The 19,625-nt window shown below is 65.1% G+C and carries 18 protein-coding genes; 15 read left to right on the top strand and 3 right to left on the bottom strand.

The annotated features are described in order from the left end of the window. Positions 1-7: 7 nt before the first annotated feature. From pyrR to metK, 11 genes are all read left to right on the top strand, one after another. Positions 8-568 (top strand): bifunctional pyr operon transcriptional regulator/uracil phosphoribosyltransferase PyrR, encoded by a 561-nt coding sequence (gene pyrR, locus HMA55_RS03725; protein ID WP_181191734.1) that lies wholly within the window; start codon positions 8-10, stop codon positions 566-568. Continuing rightward, the gene (locus tag HMA55_RS03720) at positions 569-1,519 is read left to right on the top strand and encodes an aspartate carbamoyltransferase catalytic subunit (protein ID WP_181191733.1); all 951 of its coding nucleotides are present in this window, start codon (positions 569-571) and stop codon (positions 1,517-1,519) included. It abuts the gene before it with no gap. Continuing rightward, positions 1,516-2,802, top strand: coding sequence for a dihydroorotase (locus HMA55_RS03715; RefSeq protein WP_181191732.1), 1,287 nt, complete (start codon positions 1,516-1,518; stop codon positions 2,800-2,802). The genes HMA55_RS03720 and HMA55_RS03715 overlap by 4 nt, the downstream gene beginning before the upstream one ends. Beyond that, the gene (gene carA, locus HMA55_RS03710) at positions 2,799-3,950 is read left to right on the top strand and encodes a glutamine-hydrolyzing carbamoyl-phosphate synthase small subunit (RefSeq protein WP_181191731.1); all 1,152 of its coding nucleotides are present in this window, start codon (positions 2,799-2,801) and stop codon (positions 3,948-3,950) included. The genes HMA55_RS03715 and carA overlap by 4 nt, the downstream gene beginning before the upstream one ends. A gap of 19 nt (positions 3,951-3,969) precedes the next feature. Then, positions 3,970-7,335: a carbamoyl-phosphate synthase large subunit gene (gene carB, locus HMA55_RS03705; RefSeq protein ID WP_181191730.1), complete on the top strand. Its 3,366-nt coding sequence runs from the start codon at positions 3,970-3,972 to the stop codon at positions 7,333-7,335. Beyond that, positions 7,335-8,153: an orotidine-5'-phosphate decarboxylase gene (gene pyrF, locus HMA55_RS03700; RefSeq protein ID WP_181191729.1), complete on the top strand. Its 819-nt coding sequence runs from the start codon at positions 7,335-7,337 to the stop codon at positions 8,151-8,153. The genes carB and pyrF overlap by 1 nt, the downstream gene beginning before the upstream one ends. A gap of 223 nt (positions 8,154-8,376) precedes the next feature. Further along, complete coding sequence (gene mihF / locus HMA55_RS03695; protein WP_181191728.1) at positions 8,377-8,700, top strand: integration host factor, actinobacterial type; 324 nt, start codon at positions 8,377-8,379, stop codon at positions 8,698-8,700. Positions 8,701-8,702: 2 nt separating this feature from the next. Next, positions 8,703-9,290 carry a guanylate kinase gene (gmk, locus tag HMA55_RS03690; protein WP_181191727.1) on the top strand — a complete coding sequence of 196 codons (588 nt, stop codon included), beginning with the start codon at positions 8,703-8,705 and terminating at the stop codon, positions 9,288-9,290. Between the two features lie 15 nt (positions 9,291-9,305). Beyond that, entirely contained in the window at positions 9,306-9,620 is a 315-nt protein-coding gene (gene rpoZ, locus HMA55_RS03685) for a DNA-directed RNA polymerase subunit omega (protein ID WP_181191726.1), read from the top strand. 98 nt (positions 9,621-9,718) lie between these two features. Then, on the top strand, positions 9,719-10,954 hold the full coding sequence (gene coaBC, locus HMA55_RS03680) for a bifunctional phosphopantothenoylcysteine decarboxylase/phosphopantothenate--cysteine ligase CoaBC (protein WP_181191725.1): 1,236 nt from the start codon (positions 9,719-9,721) through the stop codon (positions 10,952-10,954). A gap of 141 nt (positions 10,955-11,095) precedes the next feature. Then, complete coding sequence (gene metK / locus HMA55_RS03675; RefSeq protein WP_181191724.1) at positions 11,096-12,313, top strand: methionine adenosyltransferase; 1,218 nt, start codon at positions 11,096-11,098, stop codon at positions 12,311-12,313. On the opposite strand, the gene HMA55_RS03670 is transcribed toward metK, so the two are convergent. From HMA55_RS03670 to HMA55_RS03660, 3 genes are read right to left on the bottom strand one after another with little or no spacing between them, the layout of a single operon-like run. Next, positions 12,310-13,176 (bottom strand): hypothetical protein, encoded by an 867-nt coding sequence (locus HMA55_RS03670; RefSeq protein ID WP_181191723.1) that lies wholly within the window; start codon positions 13,174-13,176, stop codon positions 12,310-12,312. The two genes, metK and HMA55_RS03670, sit on opposite strands and share 4 nt — an antisense overlap. A 3-nt stretch (positions 13,177-13,179) precedes the next feature. Beyond that, positions 13,180-13,539 carry a hypothetical protein gene (locus HMA55_RS03665; RefSeq protein WP_181191722.1) on the bottom strand — a complete coding sequence of 120 codons (360 nt, stop codon included), beginning with the start codon at positions 13,537-13,539 and terminating at the stop codon, positions 13,180-13,182. 17 nt (positions 13,540-13,556) lie between these two features. Beyond that, positions 13,557-14,540 (bottom strand): polysaccharide deacetylase family protein, encoded by a 984-nt coding sequence (locus HMA55_RS03660; RefSeq protein ID WP_181191721.1) that lies wholly within the window; start codon positions 14,538-14,540, stop codon positions 13,557-13,559. Between the two features lie 136 nt (positions 14,541-14,676). On the opposite strand from HMA55_RS03660, the gene HMA55_RS03655 reads away from it, so the two are divergent. From HMA55_RS03655 to HMA55_RS03640, 4 genes are read left to right on the top strand one after another with little or no spacing between them, the layout of a single operon-like run. Further along, the gene (locus tag HMA55_RS03655; RefSeq protein ID WP_181191720.1) at positions 14,677-16,686 is read left to right on the top strand and encodes a primosomal protein N'; all 2,010 of its coding nucleotides are present in this window, start codon (positions 14,677-14,679) and stop codon (positions 16,684-16,686) included. 40 nt (positions 16,687-16,726) lie between these two features. Further along, positions 16,727-17,218: a peptide deformylase gene (def, locus tag HMA55_RS03650; RefSeq protein ID WP_181191719.1), complete on the top strand. Its 492-nt coding sequence runs from the start codon at positions 16,727-16,729 to the stop codon at positions 17,216-17,218. An 11-nt stretch (positions 17,219-17,229) separates the two neighbouring features. Next, positions 17,230-18,159, top strand: coding sequence for a methionyl-tRNA formyltransferase (fmt, locus tag HMA55_RS03645; protein ID WP_181191718.1), 930 nt, complete (start codon positions 17,230-17,232; stop codon positions 18,157-18,159). Continuing rightward, entirely contained in the window at positions 18,156-19,625 is a 1,470-nt protein-coding gene (locus HMA55_RS03640) for an RsmB/NOP family class I SAM-dependent RNA methyltransferase (RefSeq protein WP_181191717.1), read from the top strand. The genes fmt and HMA55_RS03640 overlap by 4 nt, the downstream gene beginning before the upstream one ends.

The following is a 19,625-nucleotide window of genomic DNA, read 5'->3' as shown; positions in this document are numbered from 1 at the left end:
AGGTTCGATGAGTGGAAATGAACGGTCGGCCGTTGAGTTGTTGAACGCTCAAGACGTCGGCCGAACTGTTGCACGCATCGCGCACCAGATCATTGAGAAGACGGCGCTGGATGATGCCGCCGGGCCGCGTGTGATGCTGCTGGGCATCCCGTCGGGGGGAGTACCGCTGGCGCAACGTATCGCTGCGGCGGTGGAGGAGTTTTCCGGGGTGGCCATCCCCGTTGGCAGCCTCGACGTCACCCTGTATCGCGACGACCTTCGTAACCGGCCGCACCGAGCACTGCGCCCCACGAATATTCCGGGGGACATTGATGGAGCAGTGGTCATCCTCGTCGATGACGTGCTGTATTCCGGCCGCACCATTCGCGCGGCGTTAGATTCGCTGCGCGACATTGGGCGCCCCAGCGTGATTCAGCTCGCCGTGCTGGTGGACCGCGGCCACCGCGAGCTGCCAATCCGTGCAGACTACGTGGGCAAAAACATCCCGACGTCGAAGGACGAAGACGTCACCGTCTGGCTGACGCCGCTTGACGCCGAAGACCGAGTGGTGCTGGAAAGAGAGGCGTAAGTGAAACACCTCATTGACATCGCGGATCTATCCCGCGAGGAGATCATCGGTTTGATGGACGAGGCGGACCGGTTCCGCGAGGCGCTCGACGGTCGGGAGATTAAGAAGCTGCCCACCTTGCGCGGGCGCACGGTAATGACGCTGTTCTACGAGAACTCCACCCGCACCCGCTCGTCGTTCGAGACGGCGGGGAAGTGGATGAGCGCTGACGTGATCAACATTTCCGCCTCGAGCTCGTCAGTGAAGAAGGGTGAATCGTTAAGGGACACGGCCTCTACCTTGGCGTCCATCGGCGCGGACGCGATCATCATGCGGCACCCGGCTTCGGGTGCTTCGCAGCTGCTGACGAAGTGGTTGCCGGGCACCAGCATCATCAACGCCGGTGACGGGCAGCATCAGCACCCCACTCAGGCTCTCCTGGACGCGGTGACGATGCGCCAGCACGTCGGTGACGTCGCAGGCAAGACCGTGCTCATCGTCGGCGACATCCTGCACTCGCGGGTGGCCCGCTCCAACGTCGACCTGCTACACACGCTCGGCGCCGACGTCGTGCTGGTGGCCCCGCCGACGCTGCTGCCTACCGGGGTGGAGCACTGGCCGGCACGCGTGTCCTACGACTTTGACGCGGAGGTCGAGCATGCCGATGTCTGCATGATGCTGCGGGTACAGGCCGAGCGCATGCAGGGAGGGTTCTTCCCGTCGCACCGCGAGTACGCCACCTTGTACGGCTTGAGCAAAGATCGCGCGAACCGGATGAAAGATACCTCTTTGATCATGCACCCGGGCCCCATGCTGCGTGGCATGGAGATCAATTTCGATGTGGCCGACCGCGACAACGCCGTGGTGCTGGGCCAGGTATCCAACGGCGTGTACACCCGCATGGCCGTGCTGTTTACCCTGCTCGCCGGTTCCGGCGAGCGCACAGGCGCCGAGGAAGGAGCCACCAAGTGACCACGCTCGCACTCAACAACGTCCGCCCATATGGCGAGGACGTGCTGAACCTTCTTATCGACGTCACCTCCGGCACCATCGCCGAGGTCAGTGACACCCCCTTCACGGACGCTGATGAAGTGATCGACGGCGAGGGTAACGTCTTGCTCCCCGGGCTCGTGGACATGCACGTTCACTTGCGCGAGCCGGGTCGCGAAGACACCGAGACCATCGCCACCGGCTCCGACGCCGCGGCGAAGGGCGGGTTCACCGCGGTGTTCACGATGGCGAACACCAACCCTGTAATCGACCAGCCGTTTCTCGCCGAGGCAGTGTGGTCGAAGGGCCAGGAGTACGGCAAATGCGACGTGTACCCGGTCGGCTCCATCACCCAGGGGTTAGAAGGCGCGCAGCTCACCGAGATTGGGTTGATGGCCCGCAGCGGCGTGCGGATGTTCTCCGATGACGGCAAGTGCGTCAACGACCCGCAGTTGATGCGACGCGCCATCGAATACGCGAAGGCGCACGACGTTGTGCTGGCCCAACACGCTGAGGACCACCGGCTCACGGGCAGCGCCTCGGCTCACGAGGGCGAGCAGGCCGCGCGTCTGGGTCTGCGGGGCTGGCCGCGCGTGGCTGAGGAATCGATCGTCGCGCGCGACGCCATCATGACCCGCGACTACGGCGGGCGTTACCACCTGTGCCACGCTTCCACTGAGGGCACCGTGGAACTGCTGCGCTTTGCGAAGTCGCAGGGTATCGAGGTCACCGCAGAGGTCACCCCGCACCACCTCATGCTTACGGACGACAAGCTCGCTACCTACGACGGGCTGTTCCGCGTCAATCCGCCGTTGCGGGAGGCGCGTGACGCTGAAGCCCTCAAGCAGGCGCTTCTTGACGGCACGGTCGACGTGGTCGCCACCGACCACGCCCCGCACGGCTCTGAAGACAAGTGCGTGGAGTTCGAACACGCCAAGCCGGGCATGCTCGGCCTGGAAACGTCGCTGGCGGTTGTGCACCGCATCTTCGTGGAAACCGGTCTCGCCGACTGGCGATTCGTGGCCAAGGTCATGAGTGAGCGCCCGGCCGAGATCCTGCGCCTCGAGGACCAGGGCCGACCGATCGCAGCAGGGGAGCCGGCCAACCTGGTCCTTGTGGATCCGGATTCGTCCTGGACCGCACGCGGTGAGGAAATGGCGTCGAAGGCGTCCAACACCCCATACGAAGGCATCGAATTCACTGCCCGCGTGGTTGGCACCTGGCTACGCGGCAAGACCACTTACACGGAGAAGGATTCCCAATGAGCAACAACCGAATTCCAGCAGTTCTGGTCTTGGCGGACGGCACGTCATACCCCGGGTTCGCCTTTGGTGCGCCCGGGCGCACGCTCGGCGAGGCCGTGTTCACCACTGCCATGACGGGATACCAGGAAACGCTGACAGACCCGTCCTACAACCGCCAGATCGTGGTGGCCACCGCCCCGCACATTGGCAACACCGGCTGGAACGACGATGACAGTGAAAGCCACGACAACAGGATCTGGGCCGCAGGCTATGTCATCCGCGACCTGTCCCGCCGCGTGTCAAGCTGGCGGGCGGAGCGCAGCCTCGACGACGAGATGAGAGCCCAGGGCATCGTCGGCATCTACGGAGTAGACACCCGTAGTCTCGTCCGCCATCTTCGTAACAACGGCTCGATCGCGGCCGGTATCTTCACAGGTGAGGAGGCCCTGGAAGACGTCAATACGCTGCGTGCCCAGCTCCACGAGCCGAACTCGATGGCGGGCGCTGACCTCTCGGGCGAGGTCACGACCGGCGAGCCCTACACCATCGCCGCGCGCGGAGAGAAGCGCTTCACCGTGGTGGCCTACGACATGGGCATCAAGATGGCTACGCCAGAGCAGTTTGCCTCACGCGGAATTGAGACCATCGTGGTGCCCGCCAACACCCCATACGAGAAGCTTTCGCAGTACAACCCCGACGGCATCTTCATCTCCAACGGCCCCGGCGATCCCGCTACCGCCGACGAGATGGTGCACATCACCCGCCAAGTGATCGAAGCGGGCGTGCCGCTGTTCGGCATCTGCTTCGGCAATCAGATCCTCGGCCGCGCGCTGGGGCTAGAGACCTACAAGATGAAGTTTGGCCACCGCGGCGTGAACGTGCCGGTGAAAAATCACGTGACCGGCAGGATCGATATCACCAGCCAAAACCACGGTTTCGCCCTCCAGGCGCCCGAGGGCGTCGGCCCCGGTGGGACGTTCGACACGGAGTTTGGCCCCGCAGTGCTCACCCACACCTGCCTCAACGACGGCGTTGTCGAGGGCGTGGCGTTGGAGAGCGGGATGGCCTACTCCGTGCAGTACCACCCGGAGTCGGCAGCGGGTCCGCACGACGCTAACCCCCTGTTCGACCAGTTCACCGACATCATGCAGCAGTACCGGGCACAGTAAGCAACCAGGAAGGCAAGATATGAAACGCACAGACATCAACCACGTCCTGGTCATCGGCTCGGGCCCAATCGTGATCGGGCAGGCCTGCGAGTTCGACTACTCCGGCACCCAGGCGTGCCGCGTGCTCAAGGAAGAGGGCCTTCGGGTCACGCTGATCAACTCCAACCCGGCGACGATCATGACTGACCCCGAGTTTGCGGACCACACCTACGTTGAACCGATTCAACCCGAATACATTGACCGCATCCTCGCCCGCGAAGCGGAGCAGGGCCACCCGGTGGATGCAATCCTGGCTACCCTTGGCGGCCAGACCGCCCTCAACGCCGCGATCCAGCTGGACCGCCAGGGCATTTTGGCCAAGCATGGCGTAGAGCTCATCGGCGCCAACATTGACGCCATTGAGCGCGGCGAGGACCGTCAAAAGTTCAAGGACATCGTGGCTAAGATCGGCGGCGAGTCGGCCCGCTCCCGCGTCTGCTTCAACATGGATGAGGTCCGGGAGACCGTTTCGGAGCTCGGTCTACCGGTCGTGGTGCGCCCCTCATTTACCATGGGCGGGCTTGGTTCCGGCCTCGCGTTTTCTATGGATGACCTCGAGCGCATCGCGGGCGACGGCCTCGATGCGTCCCCGGAAGCGAACGTGCTCATCGAGGAGTCCATCCTAGGTTGGAAGGAGTTCGAACTTGAGCTCATGCGCGACGGTGATGACAACGTGGTGGTCATCGCCTCCATCGAGAATGTGGACGCGCTGGGTGTGCACACCGGCGACTCGGTTACCGTGGCCCCGGCACTGACGCTAACGGACCGCGAGTATCAGACCATGCGTGACCAGGGCATCGCCATCATCCGCGAGGTCGGGGTGGACACCGGCGGCTGCAACATCCAGTTCGCTGTCAACCCCACCGACGGCCGTATTATCACCATCGAGATGAACCCGCGCGTGTCGCGTTCGTCTGCCCTCGCATCGAAGGCCACAGGCTTCCCGATTGCAAAGATTGCGTCCAAGCTCGCGATCGGCTACACCCTCGACGAGATCACGAACGACATCACCGGTGTTACCCCGGCTGCATTCGAGCCCACCTTGGACTACGTCATTGTGAAGATGCCGCGCTTCACGTTTGAAAAGTTCCCGGGCTCCGACGAAACGCTCGGCACCTCCATGAAGGCTGTGGGCGAGGCCATGGGTATCGGGCGCAACTACATTCAGGGTCTGAACAAGGTTATGCGCTCGATGGAAGACAAGCCGAACGGCTTCTGGACGAAGCCGGACGAGTACTTCGCGGGCGAACGCGCAAGCGATGTCGCTGCGGTACTCGAGGATCTCAAGACGCCAACCGATAAGCGGCTATACGACGTGGAGCTCGCGCTGCGCCTCGGCGCGTCCATTGAGCAGGTGTACGAGGCAAGCCAGATCGACCCCTGGTTCCTCGCCGAGCTCGAAGCCCTCGTGGAGTTCCGCCAGGAGCTTCTCGACGCCCCTGTGCTCGACGCTGAGCTACTCCGCGAGGCGAAAGCGTACGGCCTGTCCGATGCGCAGATCGCGGCACTGCGGCCCGAGCTTGCCGGTGAGGACGGGGTGCGGACGCTGCGCTGGTCCCTCGGCGTGCATCCAGTGTTCAAGACCGTCGATACGTGCGCTGGCGAGTTCGAGGCGCAAACACCCTACCTGTACTCCGCATACGAGCTCGACCCGCACGCGGAAAACGAGGTGCGCGGCGGAGGCGACGGCTTTGATGGGGAGAACGCTCGCGAAAAGGTCATCATCTTGGGCTCCGGCCCGAACCGGATCGGCCAGGGCATCGAGTTCGACTACTCCTGTGTCCACGCAGCACTCGAACTCTCGCGTGTGGGGTACGAGACGGTGATGGTCAACTGCAACCCGGAGACTGTGTCTACGGACTACGACACCGCCGATCGCCTGTACTTCGAGCCGCTGACGTTCGAAGACGTTATGGAGATCTACCGCGCGGAGTCTGCCACCGGTACCGTCGCCGGCGTCATTGTGCAACTCGGTGGCCAGACCCCGTTGGGCCTCGCGCAAAAGCTCGCCGACGCGGGCGTCCCGGTCGTCGGCACCACTCCGGAGGCCATCGACCTAGCGGAGGACCGCGGCGAGTTTGGCAAGGTGCTTGAGGCCGCTCAGCTTCCCGCACCGGCGTACGGCACCGCCACTTCCTTCGACGAGGCGCGTGCGGTAGCAAACGGCATTGGTTACCCCGTTTTGGTCCGCCCTTCGTACGTGCTCGGGGGGCGGGGCATGGAGATCGTCTATGACGAGGCAAGCCTGCGGGACTACATCGAGCGCGCCACCGAGCTGTCGCCCGACCATCCGGTGCTGGTGGACCGCTTCCTCGATTCCGCCATTGAAATCGACGTGGATGTGTTGTGTGACGGCGAGGAGGTTTACCTCGGCGGCGTCATGGAGCATATTGAGGAAGCGGGCATCCACTCTGGCGACTCGGCGTGTGCACTGCCACCGATGACGCTGGGGCCGGACGACACTGCGAAGGTGCGCCGATCTGCGGAGGCATTGGCGCACGGCATCGGCGTCAAGGGCTTGATGAACGTCCAGTTCGCGCTCAAGGACGACATCCTCTACGTCATCGAGGCGAACCCGCGAGCGTCGCGCACGGTGCCCTTCGTGTCCAAGGCGACCGGCGTGCACCTTGCCAAGGCTGCCTCGCGCATCATGATGGGCGACACAATCGCGCAGTTGCGCGCCGAGGGGCTGATTCCTTCCGAGTACGATGGGGGCTCTCTGCCCCTCGAGCACCCCATCGCTGTGAAAGAAGCAGTGCTGCCTTTCACGCGATTCCGCCGCCCAGACGGCTCCATCCTTGACACCATCCTCGGGCCTGAGATGAAATCCACCGGCGAGGTCATGGGCCTTGCGCCGTCCTTCGGCGTGGCCTACGCCAAGGCAGAGGCTGCGGCGTTCGGTGAACTGCCGATAGACGGTACCGTCTTCGTTTCCCTGGCGAACCGCGACAAGCGCACACTGATTTTCCCGATCCAGCGCCTGTCCACAATGGGCTTCACCGTGTTGGCCACCGAGGGCACGGCACAGATGTTGCGGCGCAACGGCATCGAGTGCGAGGTGGTGCTCAAGGCGTCGGACGTCCGCAATGGCGCGGAAGGCACATCCGTGGTTCACCGGATCGCGGAGGGCGATATCGACCTCGTGCTCAACACCCCGGCGGGTTCCGCTGGCGCGCGTCACGACGGCTACGACATCCGCGCCGCGGCAGTGGTAGCCGGCGTCCCCATTATGACTACGGTGCAGGGCGTGACCGCTGCTGTGCAGGGCATCGAAGCACTGCGAGGCGAGGAAATTACTGTGACCAGCTTGCAAGAGCTCGACCACGAAAGGACGGCGGCCAAGTAATGGCGGCACGGACGTTCGGCGAGCGCCTCGTCGAGGCAGGTCAGAAATACGGCCGGGTCTGCGTGGGCATCGACCCTCACGCCACGCTCCTTGGGCAGTGGGGGCTTGCCGACACTGTCGACGGCCTTCGGTCCTTCAGTGATATCTGCGTGGATGCGTTCGCAGGCCGCGTTGCCGTGGTGAAGCCGCAGGTGGCGTTCTACGAGCGCTTCGGCTCGGCGGGGTTCGCGGTGCTCGAATCGACCTTGGCGTCGCTACGCGAGAGCGGCACCTTGGTCATCGCGGACGCAAAGCGCGGCGACATCGGATCCACGATGGCCGGTTATGCCGCCGCTTGGCTCGAGCCGGGATCGCCTTTGGAGGCGGACGCGCTCACGCTCACGCCTTACTTAGGAGTGGGATCTCTTGCCCCTGCCATCGAGGCGGCCAAGACGCATGGCAAGGGCGTGTTCGTGATGGCAGCGAACTCGAACCCTGAGGCGGTGGCGTTGCAGACCGGTGAAATCGAGGGTCGGATGCTCTCGCAGCGAATTGTGGACGAATGTGCGGCGTACAACCGGGATGAGGGCGTCGGACACGTCGGTGTGGTCGTCGGCGCGACCGTAGCCAAACCTCCGGCTCTCAACGACTTGAACGCCCCAGTGCTCATGCCGGGTGTGGGGGCGCAAGGGGCAACCATGTCTGATGCCGCCGCTATCGCCGGCGACGTTGGCCACCTGGTTTTCCCGAGCGTTTCCCGCTCCGTCCTCTCAGCCGGTCCAGACGTAGCTGAGCTGCGGAAACGGGTTGTTGAGCTGGGAAAACAGGTGGTTGGGTAGGGTGCATTTACCGCCGGGCAAAAACCCTGGTAGTTTAATTCCGTCGCACGGTGACGTGGAGAAATGCGCCTTGGTGCGCGCTCTGCGCCGCCGTTGCAGAAAAACGCAGTGTTAGACTGTGCCGGACGTGGCGAATTGCACCGATGACATTCGGTGGCGTGAGCCCCGGATCCGGCACACGTCGGACTGGATCAATGTTCGTAACTATGACATGGAGGAACCCGTGGCACTTCCACAGTTGACAGATGAGCAGCGCAAGGCAGCCCTGGAGAAGGCGGCAGAGGCACGCAAGGCGCGCGCTGAGCTGAAGGCTTCCCTGAAGCGCGGCGAGACCACGCTGCAGGATGTTCTGGACAAGGCTGACACCGACGAGATCATCGGTAAGACCAAGGTCTCCGCGCTCCTCGAGGCGATGCCGAAGGTGGGCAAGGTCAAGGCTCGCGAGATTATGGAGGAGCTGGAGATCGCCCAGACTCGTCGTCTGCGCGGCCTCGGTGACCGCCAGCGTCGCGCGCTGCTCGAGCGCTTCGGCTTCGAAGAGAACTAAACGTGTCCGAGGTGGCTCCCCGCGGTCGGCTGGTCGTGCTGGCTGGCCCGTCTGCGGTGGGTAAATCGACGGTGGTGAGTCGCCTTCGCGGCGCAGTGCCGGACCTGTACTTCTCGGTTTCCATGACCACCCGGGCACCACGCCCAGGTGAGGTTGACGGGCAGGACTACTTCTTCGTCACCCCGGAACATTTTCAGGGCCGGATCGACCGCGGCGAGATGCTGGAGTGGGCCGATATCCACGGCGGTCTGCAGCGCTCCGGCACCCCCGCTGGGCCGGTGCAGGAGGCCATCGAAGCTGGTCGTCCGGTGCTGGTGGAGGTCGATCTCGCCGGCGCTCGGAACATCAAGCGCCTGCTCCCCGAAGCGAACACTGTGTTCTTGGCTCCGCCGTCATGGGACATCTTGGTGCAGCGTCTCACTGGGCGAGGCACGGAGACTCCCGAGGTAATCGAACGCCGGCTCACCACCGCCCGTGAGGAGCTAGACGCGCAGGGTGAGTTCGACGTTGTAGTGGTCAACGACGATGTGGACACAGCGGTGGCATCCATCGCCGAGATACTTCAAGGCACATCTTCCAACAACAGATAGCGAGTGGGTTTACACGTGAGCAACACAACCAAGGACCTGTCAGAGGCCTCCGCTGCAGAGGAAACGCTGCAGGAAAATGTCTACGACACTCCGGAGGGTATTACGGCGCCCCCCATTGATGAACTCTTGACGAAGGTTTCTTCGAAGTACGCGCTCGTCATCTTCGCCGCGAAGCGTGCCCGCCAGATCAACAGTTTCTATCAGAATTCTGAGGACGGCGTTTTCGAGTTCATCGGCCCGCTGGTTTCCCCTGAGCCGGGGGAGAAGCCGCTGTCGATCGCGCTGCGCGAGATCGAGGCGGGTCTGCTCGAGCATGAGGAAGGCCAGTAAGCGTCTTCGATAACGCGGTGTGAGCTGTCCGTCTCACGCCTTAATACCACCGCTGCCCAGCGATCTAGCTGGGCAGCGGTTTTGTATGCTTGGTCTCCATGAGCGAAGCCTCGAATTCGTCCCAGCCGCTGCGCGTGGTCGTCGGTGTCTCCGGCGGCATTGCCGCGTACAAAGCCTGCCATCTCGTGCGGGAATTCAAGGAGCGGGGGGACGACGTCCGTGTCATCCCCACCGAGAACGCGCTGAACTTCGTGGGTGCCGCAACCTTTGAGGCGCTCAGCGGCAACCCGGTTGATACCGGTGTGTTTAGCCGGGTCGACGAGGTGCAGCACGTCCGCCTCGGGCAAGAGGCGGACCTCGTGGTCGTCGCGCCGGCGACCGCCGATTTTCTCGCGCGAGTGGCGGCGGGCCGTGCCGACGACCTGCTTACTTCGACGATCCTGGTGGCTACCTGCCCAGTTGTCTTGGCCCCGGCAATGCATACCGAAATGTGGCGCAACCCGGCCACGCAGGCCAACGTGGCTACGCTGCGCAAACGCGGCATTACGGTGCTCGAACCCGCTCACGGCAGGCTGACAGGCAAGGACACCGGCCCCGGGCGCCTGCCCGAGCCGCAGGTTATCGCGGAGCTTGCCCGGACCGTGCTCCGCACCGGGGCGTTTTTGCCCACTCTCGCCGGTACCCGCGTGGTAATTAGCGCAGGTGGAACACGAGAGAGCATCGACCCAGTGCGCTTCATTGGCAACCACTCGTCTGGTAAGCAGGGATTCGCACTGGGCGACGTGGCGGCGCAGCGTGGCGCGTCGGTCACAATCGTCGCGGGGGCGACGGACGAACTGGAGGCTCCCTCTGGTGCGGAGATTGTCCGGGTGCGCACGACCCGGGACATGCAAAGGGAGATGATGGAACGGGCGCCGGAGGCGGACGTGGTGGTTATGGCTGCGGCGGTGGCCGACTTCCGCCCGGCCGCTGAATCGGACACCAAGCTGAAGAAGGGGAAGTCCGACGACGCACTCGCCACACTCAGATTGACGGAGAACCCTGACATTCTCAAAAGCTTGGTCGAGATGCGCGAAGACGGGGCGTCACGGGCGGTCATCATCGGATTCGCGGCGGAGACCGACCACGAGCTGGAAAACGGCCGCGCCAAGTTGGCGCGGAAGGGCGCCGACATGCTGATGCTTAATTCGGTGGCCGGCGGAGGCGTTTTCGGACAAGCACGCAACCGCGGTTGGTTGCTCAGTGCGGACGGTGGGGTAGAAGAGATCCCAGACGGCACGAAGCACGAAGTGGCCGTGCGTATCTGGGACGCCGTCGAACGCCTTTTGAAGTGACATTGCACATTTAGACAGCTTGGTCTATCGTGGGCATCACTTTACGACGTGCCGGTTCCGTTTCAGCCTGTCTCAGACTGTTCAGCCCGGGTGTCGCGCCGAAACACCATTCGTCCGCTCAGACGCAAAGGAAAGACTGCTTTGTCCACTGATACGTATTTCCGCTTGTTCACAAGCGAATCGGTCACAGAGGGCCACCCTGACAAGATCTGCGATGCCATCTCAGATTCGATTCTCGACGACATGCTCGCGCAGGACCCCGAGTCCAAGGTCGCGGTGGAAACGCTGGCTACGACCGGCCAGGTCCACGTCGCAGGCGAGGTACGCACTACGGCGTACTCCAACATCGCCAAGATCGTTCGCGAGAAACTGGTTGAGATCGGGTTTGATTCTTCCGAAGTGGGCTTTGACGGCCGCAGTTGCGGCGTCAACATCGCGATTGGGGACCAGTCAGCGGAGATCCACGATTCGGTGGTGACGTCTCAGGAGGTCCGCGAGAACACCTCCACTGGCGAGGAAGATCAAACGGGGGCGGGCGACCAGGGCCTCATGTTCGGCTACGCCACGAACGAAACGTCTGAGTTCATGCCGCTGCCGATCTCCACGGCGCACCGACTGGCCCGCCGCTTGTCCCAGGTCCGCCACGAGGGGGTTGTGGAGGGGCTGCGCCCCGACGGCAAGACTCAGGTGACATACGCCTACGACGGAAAAACTCCGGCGTTCATCGACACGATCGTCATTTCGACGCAGCACGACCCAGATTTCACGGGTGAGGCACTTGAGCAGGCACTGCGCGAGCACGTGATCGACTGGGTGCTCGAAGATGCGGACCTGAAGCGCTACTACCGCGAAGACACCAAGGTTCTGATCAACCCGTCTGGGTCGTTCATCCAGGGCGGCCCGATGAGCGACGCGGGTTTGACCGGCCGGAAGATCATCGTCGATACCTACGGCGGCATGGCCCGCCACGGTGGCGGCGCGTTTTCCGGCAAGGACCCGTCAAAGGTGGACCGCTCGGGCGCGTACGCCATGCGCTGGGTGGCCAAGAATATCGTTGCCGCGGGCCTGGCGGAGCGAGTCGAGGTGCAGGTGGCCTACGCGATCGGCCGCGCCAACCCGGTGGGTCTGTACGTGGAAACCTTCGGCACCGCTAGGCAGGGGCAAACGGATGAGAGCATCCAGCAGGCCGTCGAAAAGGTCTTCGACTTGCGCCCGGAGGCCATCATCCGCGAGCTGGACCTCAAGCGTCCGATCTACGCGCAGACTGCCGCCTACGGCCACTTCGGCCGCACCGACATCGACGTGCCGTGGGAGCGCACGGATAAGGTCGACGACCTGAAGGCCGCAGCGGGCATCTAGTCGGTCAGCTCGCCCGGGTCCTGTGTTGCCGCCTGGTTGTCCTGCCAGGCGGCTTTTTCCTGCTCGGAGCGCCTGTGGTTGCGCAGCGCGACCAGGCCGAGGACGATGCCTACGACAACTGGCACCCAGATTTTGGAGTACTCGGCCAGCCACGCCATCCATTCGGGTATCTCTGGGAGGTTGAAGTCCGGCCAGTCGATGTTGGGCAGGGGGAGGTCCACAGACGGCAGTTCGGGTACGGGTAGATCCATCTGCGGCAGCCGCCATTCCGGTAAGTCCCAGTCCGGAAGTAAGCCAAGAAGCCAGCCAATCAGGCGCGAGAACAGGGGGCCAAGCACCAGCACCGCCAGCGCCCAGCCGCCTTTGCCCAACCCTTCCGCCATAGGAATCAACGTGCGTTTGAGTTCGCTGGACTCCATGGATTCGCGCCGGCGCGCACCCCGCGAGCCGGCGGGCGGGTCGAACTCCACCACGGTGGCGCCTTCGCGAAATTCCACACTCAGGAGCTCATCGAGACTGTTCGCCTGCAGTTTCAGGTGTGGTTTCTGCCGGTCGGTACCCAGGCCGACCGGCGGTTCCAGCTCGTTCTTCGCGCCGTCACCGAACAGCGGTAGGCGGGCACTGTTGACGTCGTTGTAGCGGTGCTGCACCTCGCCGGCGACGCGCACCTCCATCCGCTCAGGTGGGTTGTGAAATCGAAGCTTCGCACGCTGCACGAGGGAGCTGTCCGCTCTGGCCAGTGTGCCGGTCTTTGTCGTCTCCTCGCCGGGCCAGCTCGGGTCTTCGGCTACGAAGTCGCTGTCGAACCCAATGCGCACTTCGATCAGGCCGTATTCGGGGTGGTCAAGGCTCCAGATTTCCATCTGCTACGCCTCCGCGTCACTTTGCGACGGGCTGTCGCGCACCAACCGGACAACCCCCGTCGCCGCCGCGCAGGTGGCCACGGCGCCGAGAGCGTAGATGAAGGTGCCGTCGTTGAAGTACAGCGTTTTGGCAATGAGGAAGCCCACTCCGGCCAGCAGGGGCAGAGACAGGGTGGGGCGGAACGCGAAGCCGTCGATAAGCCCGGCGAAAGCCGCGACCGCGAAGATGAAGGCAACGATGTGCCACGGGCTACCCGCAATTGGGATCAGCAAGAAGGGCCCGACAACGTATGCGGCGATGGTGGCGTACGGAACCGCCTTTACCCAGCCGGTGCGTCCTGTGTTCGTCTTCGCGTCGCTCACGGCCGAGAGTATAGGTGCTAATCCGCCCTCCTGTACACGTGACCGGTGTCGGGCCGCTTGATCATTTCGTCTAAGCCCACTGGCCTGAGCCCCTTCGCCCGCAGGCCGTCGATGATGCACTCGGCGGCGGCGACGGTGGGTTCGTGGATGTCGTGCATGAGGATGACCGAGCCCTCGCGCGCGCCCGCCACAGCGCGCTGGCAGGTGGTTGCTGTGTTGCGGTGCTGCCAGTCCGCGGTGTCGACATCCCAGATGGCGAGTGCCATGCCGCGAGCCCCCGCGGCCGCAGCAACGCGCGAGTCGTAGGAACCGTATGGCGGGCGCACCCAGCGGGGGGTGATCCCGCCGTGGCGGCTGAGGGCGGCGTTGGTGTCATCGAGCTGGGCTGCGATGGTGCCATCAGCTTGGCGCGCCAGGTCCGGGTGGGAATACGAGTGGTTGCCGATGGTGTGGCCCTCGTCCCGGATGCGGCGCAGGATCTCCGGGTGGGCGTGAACGTTTTGCCCCACTACGAAAAAGGTGGCGTGCACGCCTTTGCGTTTCAGAGTGTCTAACAACCGCTCTGTGGTGCCCGGCACGGGGCCGTCGTCGTACGTGATGGCGACACAGTTGTAGCACCGCGGGGGCTCGGGGGCGGGAGACGGTTCCTGCACGGGCACCACGGTGACCTCGGCCGGTGCCGCTGGTTCCGGCGGACGCAGGTGCGGCGGCACGGCCTGCTGCACCTGGGTGGGAAGGCCCTCGTAGGCGCGGCGCCACCCCTCCTCGGCAGCAAGAGCGGCGCGTTGAGAGGAGCCGGCGGTGAGAGCCGAGCTGCCCCCTATAGGCAAACCCGTTCCCCGGTCCAGAATCGGGCTCAAGGGATGCCCGGGGATCACAGGCGGGCCCTGTAGAAGAGCTATCTGCGTCACCTGCGAGGAATCGGCAACGGCGGGTGCCGGCACGAGCATTGCGGCGGAGAGGATCGCGGCGGACGATACGGCGGCAAGCAGGCGTTTCATGGGGCAATGGCTTCTTTCGGGCGCGCAGAGGGAGGCTACGTTCAGTGCTATTAGTACTCCACTCGCGCGTTGCGCGGGCGATTGGGCCGATTGCGCCGCCGGGCACCGTCGCAGCGGTGGTTTAGAATCCGGGGTCATGTCTGACACGCCTGCCGCCGAAGCCCCCGTCGCGCGGGTGTTGCCCATGCTCGGGTTGGCGCATCTGGACAGGCCGTTCGATTATCTCGTGCCGCCACAGGATGCGGAAACTGCCCAGCCGGGAGTACGCGTGCGGGTGCGGTTCGCCGGCCGGTTGGTCGACGCAATTGTGCTCGAGCGGGCCGAGGATTCGCGTCACCAGGGCTCGTTGCGCTACATCGAGCGCGTCATCTCGCCGGAAGTGGTGGCCCCGCGGCGTATGCGCGAGCTAATCGACGCGCTGGCGGACCGCTACGCCGGCGTCAGGTCCGATATTTACCGCGCTGCCATCCCGGCGCGGCACGCCAAGGCGGAAGAGACGGACACGGCTACCAGGTGGGAGGAGCTGGGGGAGGCCGGCGAGCCGGACCTGTCAGCCTGGACTGCCTACGCGCACGGGGAGTCGTTCGCGGACGCTGTCCTGGGCGGCAAGATTGCCCGTGCAGCGTGGCAGGTGGCCCCGGGCGACAACTGGGCCGCAGCGCTTGCGGCGCTGGCGGCCAAGGTGGCGCTGGACGGCTGCGGCGCGCTGATAGTGGTGCCGGACCAGAAAGACGTCGACGCCTGCGAGGCGGCGCTGCGCGAGGTAGTCGGGCCCCGGCAGATCACCACGTTGACCGCCTCCCAAGGGCCGCAGGCTCGATACTCGCGCTACCTTTCAGTGCTGCACGGCCAAGGTCGGATCGTGGTGGGCACCCGTTCCGCCGCATTCGCGCCGGTACAGAATCTGCGGTTTGCGGCAGTGATGTTCGACGGCGACGACAATCTGGTGGATCCCCGCGCACCCTATGTTCATGCGCGGGAGGTGTTGACCACGCGTTCAGCGCTCGAGGGGTGTTCGCTCGTCGTCGGCGGTTACGCCCGCACGGCGGAGGCACAGCTGCTGGTGGAGTCGGGGTGGATGCACGAGCTCGTGGCGCCACGGCAGACACTTCGTACCCGCTCCCCATATATCCACGCCGCCGGCGACAGCGATTTCGAGATGGAGCGAGACCCGCGTGCGAAACAGGCGCGTATGCCGTCCGCGGCATTTCAGGCTGCGGCGAAGGCGCTCGAGCGAGGCACACCGGTGCTTTTCCAGGTGCCGCGCACCGGCTACATACAGTCGCTGGCCTGCGGGCAGTGCCGCGCACCCGCTCGTTGCCGGTGGTGCAACGGCCCGCTGGGCCTGCCTGCTGGTGGTGAGGCAGCCGCGCCGACGTGCCGGTGGTGCGGACGAATGGACCCGGCGCACGTGTGCCCAATATGCGGCTCGCGCAAACTGCGCGCGGTGGTGCTGGGCACCGAACGCACCGCCGAGGAGCTAGGGCGCGCGTTTGCCAAATACAAGGTGATTACCTCCGGAGGGGATAACGTTCGGTCGGTAGTACCGTCGGGTCCGGCGCTTGTCGTGGCCACGCCCGGCGCCGAACCGCGGGTGGACGGCGGCTACGGCGCGGCAGTGCTGCTAGACGCCTGGGCGCTGATGCAGCGGCCAGATCTGCGCGCGGTGGAGGACACCTTCGGCAAGTGGATGGGCGCGGCCGCGCTCGTGCAGCCACACGGCTCGGGCGGGGAAGTCGTGGTGGTGGCAGAGCCGTCGTTGCCCGTCGTGCAGCACCTGATTCGTTGGGACGCTCCAGGATTTGCCGCCCAAGAGCTGTCGCTGCGCCGCGAGGCCCGTTTCCCGCCGGCGGTGCATGTGGCGGTGGTGGATGCCCCGCGGGACGGCCTGGATGATTTCTTCGCGCGTACAGACCTGCCGGAGCATGCCGAGTTGCTGGGGCCGGTGGACTTGCCTCCGGGGGTGCGGCTGCCGGGGGAGTGGGACCGGGAAAAACTCGGTCCCGCGCAGCGGATCCTGGTGCGCACTCCACTAGCAGGTCGTACTGCGCTGGGCAAGGCGTTGCGTGCGGGGGCGGTGGCGTGGACGACGTCGAAACAGGATTTACCGCTGAGAATCCAGGTCAACCCGGTGGACATCGGCTAACCAGCAGGTGGTGAGAGGAGAGCCACTACACTTGCACCCCATGGCTATCCGCGATATCCGCCTGTTCGGCGACCCAGTGCTCAACTCCGCCGCCGACAAGGTCACGGTCTTCGACGCCGCTCTCAAACGGCTTGTGGCAGACATGCTGGAAACCATGGACCACGCCGGCGGTGTGGGGTTGGCCGCCAACCAGATCGGACTGACGCGCCGCATCTTTGTGTTCGACTGCCAGGGGATGCGGGGGCACATTGTCAACCCTGTGTGGCATCCGCTGGGCGAGGCGCAGCAGACCGGCGTTGAGGGGTGCTTGTCCGTGCCGGGCGTGCGTGGGGAGGTCACCCGCCACAACTCGGTAGTCGCCCGGGGGCAGGACTGCTTCGGCCGCCCGCTTACGCTGCGGGCAACGGGGCTTTTGGCCCGCTGCATCCAGCATGAAGCGGACCACCTGGATGGCGTGATGTTCATGCGCAGGATGCAACCGGAGCAGCGCAAGGAAGCGATGGCGGCGATCCGCGCCGCCGACTGGAATTAAGGAGTAGGTACATGCGACTCGTTTTTGCCGGCACACCCGAACCCGCCGCCGCGGCGCTTGACAGGCTCATCGCGTCGGACCACGAGGTGGTTGCGGTGCTCACCCGCCCGGACGCGCGCAGGGGCCGGGGCCGCACGTTGCATCCCTCGCCGGTCAAAGCGCTCGCGCTCGAGCACGGCATCGAGGTGCTCACGCCCGAAAGTCTCACGCGTGATGCCGCCATCCGGGACCAGCTTGTTTCGCTGGCGCCAGACGCGATTCCCGTGGTGGCCTACGGCAACCTCATTCCGGCCGACATGCTGGACATCCCGCGCCACGGGTGGGTAAACCTCCACTTCTCCTTGTTGCCGCAGTGGCGCGGCGCCGCGCCGGTGCAAGCTGCGATCGCCAACGGCGACGCCATCACTGGTGCAACGACCTTCCGCATCAACGAGGGCCTGGACACCGGGGATGTGTTGGCAACCCTCGAAACCGAAATTGGGCAGACGGAAACTAGCGGTGAACTGTTAGAACGGTTGGCGTATTCGGGAGCGGACCTCCTGGTGGAGACCATGGACGCGCTGGCAGCCGGCACCGCCACGCCGACGCCGCAGCCGGAGGAGGGCACTTACGCCCACAAGATCCACCCGTCTGATGCACGGGTGGATTGGACCCAGCCGGGCGCGGTCATCGACCGCACCATCCGCGCCCACACCCCGGCGCCGGGCGCGTGGACCATGCGGGGAGAGGAACGCTTCAAACTCGGGCCCGTCGTCCCGACGGGCGGTGGATCGCTCGCCCCGGGTTCGGTGCAATTTGGAAAGAACGAGGTGCTGGTGGGCACAGCCGACGGCGACGCTCGGCTAGGCATGATCCAGCCACCGGGCAAGAAAAAGATGAATGCGGCGGACTGGGCACGTGGCCTCGCCGCCGAAGCGAAAGAAGGAGTGGTGTTCGAGTGAGCGGAGGGTTCAGGTCGCGTTCGGCAGGCCGCCGGGACGACAAGCCCGTGCGGAAGCAGGCCCGCAAGGAGACCGCCAAGCATTCCGGCGGCCGGACGCGCTACACCGTCAAGGGGCGCCCTGCGGGCATTGGTGACCCGGCGCGCGAGGCCGCCTTCGAGGTCGTGCTGCGCGTCGCTCGAGACGGCGCGTTTGCCAACCTCACCCTGCCCGGTATCCTGCGGGACCGAAACATCAGCGGCCGTGATGCGGCGTTCGCCACTGAGTTGACGTACGGCTCCTTGCGCGCCCTCGGCGTGCTTGACGCGGTGATCGCGGAAAATTCCTCGCGCGAGGTCGAACGCATCGCGCCGGAGGTTCTCGCCGCGCTTCGCCTGGGCACTTACCAACTGCTGTACACCCGAGTCGGCGACCACGCTGCGGTGGATACCTCGGTTCGCCTGGTTGAGGCCGCCGGCCAAGACAAGGCGAAGGGCTTTGCCAACGGCGTGCTGCGCTCCATCGGCCGCACACCGGCTAAGGAGTGGCTGCGCAGGCTCGCACCGTCCAGTGAGCTGGGGGCGCTCGCGTTTACGCACGCGCACCCAGAGTGGATCGCGCGCTCCTTCGCCGAGGCCCTCGGTGAACGGCGTGACGAGCTCGAAGCCGCCCTCGAGGCGGATTCCGCTCGTCCTGTGGTGCATTTGGTGGCGCGCCCCGGGGAGATTTCCGCAGAGGAGCTCGCGTTGTCCACCGGCGGCGAGCAGGGCGCGTTCTCGCCCTACGCGGTGTATCTGCCGGAGGGCGACCCTGGCCAGCTTGCGCCGGTGCGCGACGGGCTTGCGGCGGTGCAGGATGAGGGCTCCCAGATCATCGCCCGCGCCGTCACCGAAGTTCCCGTGGCGCAGGATCAAGGCCGCTGGCTTGACCTTTGTGCGGGTCCAGGCGGCAAGGCCGCGCTCATCGGGGCGATCGCGGCCATCGACGGCGCGCGCGTCGACGCCGTCGAAGTGAGCCCGCACCGAGCGGAGCTCATCGCCAAAACCGTACGGGGCCTTCCGGTGACCGTCCACACCGCCGACGGGCGCAACCCGGGCCTTGAGCCCGGGTACGACCGTGTGCTGGTGGATGCGCCCTGCTCCGGGCTAGGCGCCCTGCGCCGCCGCCCTGAGGCGCGTTGGACCAAGTCCGAAGACGACATCGCGGAGTTGACCGTGCTCCAGGAGGAGCTTCTCGCTTCCGCGGTCGCACTGACAAAACCGGGCGGCGTTGTCGTGTATTCGACGTGTTCGCCGGACGTGAGGGAGACGCGGCAGATCGTGGAGAAGCAGCTGGCCAAAGGCGGCGTAGAGGAGCTCGACGCCCGACAGTGGGCCGCGGGGATGGCAGATGTCGGCCACGGCCCGAGCGTGCAGATGTGGCCGCACCGCCACGGCACCGACGCGATGTTTTTCGCGGTGCTGCGAAAAACCGAAACGCTAGGGTAG

The organism is Corynebacterium wankanglinii, assembly GCF_013601005.1.
In the GTDB taxonomy this organism is placed as follows: domain Bacteria; phylum Actinomycetota; class Actinomycetes; order Mycobacteriales; family Mycobacteriaceae; genus Corynebacterium; species Corynebacterium wankanglinii.
The sequence above is the reverse complement of the archived record's forward strand: the minus strand, read 5'-3'. Positions and strand labels throughout refer to the sequence as shown.